The 4,177-nt window shown below is 45.7% G+C and carries 4 protein-coding genes and 1 pseudogene; 3 read left to right on the top strand and 2 right to left on the bottom strand.

What is annotated here, in order from left to right:
- Together ACTIE6_RS19280 and ACTIE6_RS19275 are read left to right on the top strand one after the other, a co-directional pair.
- Positions 1–377 (top strand): annotated as a pseudogene (locus ACTIE6_RS19280) (TetR/AcrR family transcriptional regulator); the annotation flags it as partial.
- 114 nt (positions 378–491) lie between these two features.
- Entirely contained in the window at positions 492–1,991 is a 1,500-nt protein-coding gene (locus ACTIE6_RS19275; RefSeq protein ID WP_439558195.1) for a lipopolysaccharide biosynthesis protein, read from the top strand.
- A 10-nt stretch (positions 1,992–2,001) separates the two neighbouring features.
- Here ACTIE6_RS19275 and ACTIE6_RS19270 read toward each other — a convergent pair whose 3' ends face one another.
- Positions 2,002–2,748 carry an ABC transporter ATP-binding protein gene (locus ACTIE6_RS19270; protein WP_439558194.1) on the bottom strand — a complete coding sequence of 249 codons (747 nt, stop codon included), beginning with the start codon at positions 2,746–2,748 and terminating at the stop codon, positions 2,002–2,004.
- Positions 2,749–2,777: 29 nt separating this feature from the next.
- On the bottom strand, positions 2,778–3,506 hold the full coding sequence (locus tag ACTIE6_RS19265; RefSeq protein ID WP_439558196.1) for an MlaE family ABC transporter permease: 729 nt from the start codon (positions 3,504–3,506) through the stop codon (positions 2,778–2,780).
- Positions 3,507–3,566: 60 nt separating this feature from the next.
- Here ACTIE6_RS19265 and ACTIE6_RS19260 point away from each other — a divergent pair.
- Positions 3,567–4,177: SDR family NAD(P)-dependent oxidoreductase (locus tag ACTIE6_RS19260; protein WP_439558193.1), on the top strand; the 611-nt coding region annotated here is incomplete at its 3' end.

The following is a 4,177-nucleotide window of genomic DNA, read 5'->3' as shown; positions in this document are numbered from 1 at the left end:
ATTATATCGACAACATCCCGGAACTGAGCCCGGAGGAACGCGCAGAGGCGTTGAACAACCTGATGCAGACCTTCATGAAGGATCTTCGTGAAAGAAAAGCAACACGCGATCTTTTAAGATGGGAGATCGGCACGGGCAAATCCATGCTTTCTGACGCCAGAAATCAAACCGCCTACAAAATCCTCGGCAAAATAGGCGAGCTCCCCAATTTTAACGACACCAGCGCGCTGGTTTCCTTCCTTTCGGCCGGAATTTACTTTATGACCCTTTCCACCGACTATCGTCAGAAAATGATCGACGTGGACCTGCATTCTGATGACGGCTGGAAGCGCATTGAACGTATTATCGAACGCATCATTACAGATATCAGAAATTAGCCCGCAACACAGCTAGCGCAATTTTAAACAACCATAAACTATATTTGCCCATTCATATATGATAATACTGATACTTTCCGAATAGGCCTTGCCAGTATTGACGGGCTATATAATATGAGTGTTTTAAAGAAGCTAGCGGGGGAAACCGCCATGTACGGGATCAGCACTATGCTGGGCCGCTTTCTGAACTACCTGCTGGTTCCCCTTCATACCGGGCTTTTTAAACCCGAGCAGATCGCGGCGCAAGGCCAATTGTACGCCTACGCAGGGTTGACAATGGTTATTTACACTTTTGGAATGGAAACAGCCTTCTTCCGCTTTGCGAGACAGGCGGCAGATCGAAAAACCTACTATAATCTCATTTTAAGCGCAGTAATGTTGGTCAGCCTGTTTTTTTCCGGGCTGATCTTCATTTTTGCACCCCAGGTTGCGGAGGCAATCCGTTATCCGGAAAGTGCCAATATCGTCAGGATGTTTGCGGCGATTATGGCTACCGACGCGATTATTGCCATCCCATTTGCCAGGCTGAGGCTGGAAGGAAAGGGTAAGAAGTTCGTGACAGTGCGGCTTGCCAATATTATCCTCACCATTCTGCTTAATCTCTTTTTCCTGATCGTTTGCAGGGATATTTATCAGGGTAAATACCTCGCATTCCTGAAACCAGCGATTGATCTCTTTTACAATCCAGCTCACGCTCCAGACTACATTGTTCTCGCCAATCTGATCGCCAATCTCCTTTTCTTTGTGTCACTGCGGAAAGAGTTTGCGGAGTTCAGGTTTGTGTTTGATAAAACCCTTTTTCAACCTGTCTGGGTATATGCTTTCCCAATTCTGATCATGAATGCGGGCGGGGTGATCAATATGCTTTTTGACCGTACATTCATCCAGTTTTTACTTCCCGACGGCTTTTATCCTGGTCGCAGTACCAAGACTGCAATTGGTATCTATGTGCAATGCTACAAGCTTTCGATCTTCATGAACCTGGCTATCCAGGCATTCAAATACGCCGCAGAACCATTCTTTTTTACAAAAGGTGAAGACAAAAATGCCCCGCCGATTTTCGCAAAAGTGACCAAATACTTCATCATCATCTGCGCACTGATGTGGGTAGGTATTTCGCTGAACCTCGACTTATTTGCGGAGCTGTTTTTGAAACAGAAAATCTACCACGAAGGTCTTCCGGTTGTTCCCTGGCTGCTTGCAGGATATTTGTTCCTGGGGATTTACTACAATGTTGCGACATGGTTTAAACTCACTGACCAGACACAGTACGGCACCTGGTTTACATTAACCGGAGCCGGCATAACGATCGTAACCAGCTTTCTGCTGGTACCGCAAATCGGCTACCTGGGCTTTGCGATCGCATTTGCATTATCGGGATTGGTGATGCTTGTCCTGTGCTATTATTACGGACAGCAATTTTATCCTGTACCTTACGATGTGAAATCCGCAGTGGGTTACCTGGCAGGTGGAGGGGTTTTGATCTTTCTTTCTTCCCTGTTCAAAATACAGGAGCTCTGGCTTTCGGCTACGCTGCACATTATCCTCTTCGGACTGTTTGCTGCCGTTGTTTTTATGTTGGAAAGAAAAAATCTTCCTGCATTCAGGAAATAATAAAGGCAAGCTAAGGCTGCATTTCGCGCAGCAACTTATTAGAGAAAAGAAATTCTTTCAGTTCGGGGACGGTCGTTTTGGTTATATCTGAATTGACACCTTCCCACAACTTGTCGCCCTGATACAAGAACATGATGTTCTGGCCGATTTCCATTACCGAATTCATATCGTGTGTAATGATGATCGTGGTAATCTGGTATTCTTCTGTAATCTCTTTGATCAGCTCGTCAATCTTTACCGAAGTAAGCGGATCGAGGCCGGAGTTGGGTTCGTCGCAGAAAAGGTACATCGGGTTCATGACAATTGCCCGGGCAATTCCCACGCGCTTTTTCATTCCGCCGCTGATTTCAGAAGGCATTCTTTTAGCGGCAGCTTCCAGCCCTACTCTTTGCAAACAAAATGCAACCCGCTCCTGCTTTTCCTGCGGAGACTGGTCCGTTAACATATCCAATGGAAAGCGCACGTTTTCCTCGACCGTTTTGGAGTCAAAGAGCGCGCCACCCTGGAAAAGTACACCCATTTCGCGGCGAATGGATTGTTGTGTTTCCCTGTCGCTATTATAGAAGTCGCGGCCATCGTAAGTTACATTACCCTGATCCGGCTTTACGAGGCCGATCATGCATTTGAGTAAAACACTTTTCCCGGTTCCGCTCCCGCCGATAATCAGGTTGGTTTCTCCTTTCTTAAAGGTTGCAGAAATCCCTTTTAAAACCTGTTTTCCATTGAAAGCTTTGGAAATATTGCTGATCTCGATCATTGCTTGCTGAATTGATAGCCCGGGCTGAATTATAACAGTAGTTGAGCCAGTAAATAGTCCGCAATCAAAACGGAAATACAGCTACTCGTTACCGCGCCAGTACTTGCTTTGCCTACTTCCAAAGCGCCACCTTGCGTAAAAAACCCTTTAAATGAAGATATGGTTGCGATCAGAAAACCGAATACGAACGGTTTTACACACATAAAAAAGATATTATACGGAACAAAGGAGTCCCTGATTCCTTCCAGATAATCTCTCTCCGAGATCACGCCGGTTAATGTACCGGCAAGATATCCTCCGAAAATATTCAGAAATCCGGCAAAGATAACGAGCATCGGAAATGTCAACATCGCAGCAAGTACCTTCGGCAGCACCAGATATGCGGCCGAATTGATCCCCATTACTTCCAATGCATCTACCTGCTCGGTGATCCGCATAGTACCCAGTTCGCTGGCGATATTGGAACCCACTTTTCCGGCCAGCACAATGCAGGTAATCGTCGGCGCAAGTTCGAGTATGGACATATCCCGCACGATTAATGCAACTGTAGAAACCGGAATAATCGGGCTCACCAGGTTGTAGGCGGTTTGAATGCAGGAAACAGCACCTATAAATGTGGAAACAATCGCAACAATGAAGACCGAACTCACCCCGATTCCAACGCACTCCTCCATCAGACGCCGCCAGTAGACAGACAGCTTTTCACCTCTCGAGAATATTGTCCCTAGAAAAATAAAGTATTTCCCGATTACAGACATAATCTTAATAGTATTCAATATTTTCGGGAAAATTAGGCAAAAAAAGAAGCATTTAGAAAAATGAATGGATTAGCGGTAGTTACCGGTGGCACAAAGGGAATTGGCCGTGCGGTAATTGAGCGGTTTCTGCAAGGCGGGTTCAATGTGGTCACCTGTGCAAGGAATTATGATGATCTGGTGCAGCTTAAAAGTCAATACAACGAAACTTACCCTGGAAGCGAAGTCTCCATTTTCCGGGCCGATTTGTCCGAACGTTCCCAGGTGAATGCATTCCTGAATTTTATTAAATCTCAAAACCATTTTCCAGAGGTACTAATCAACAATACCGGCGTATTTATTCCGGGACAGGTACACAATGAGGAGGAAGGTGTTTTGGAAAAAACGATTGAGACAAACCTTTACAGCGCTTACCACCTCACAAGAGGAATACTGCCGGAAATGACAGCCGCGAGAAAAGGGCATATTTTTACACTTTGCTCCACCGCGAGCATTATCGCCTATCCTAACGGAGGTTCTTACTGTATATCCAAGTTTGCGCTTTACGGAATGACCAAAGTGATAAGGGAAGAAATGAAGCCATACAATGTGAAAGTAACCGCAGTTATTCCGGGAGCTACATTGACCGATAGCTGGAAAGGGACTGATTTACCGGAAGAACGATTTATTGATCC

Source organism: Dyadobacter sp. (genome assembly GCF_051859145.1).
In the GTDB taxonomy this organism is placed as follows: domain Bacteria; phylum Bacteroidota; class Bacteroidia; order Cytophagales; family Spirosomataceae; genus Dyadobacter.
Note: the sequence above shows the minus strand (reverse complement) of the source record. Positions and strands in the feature narration are given on the sequence as shown.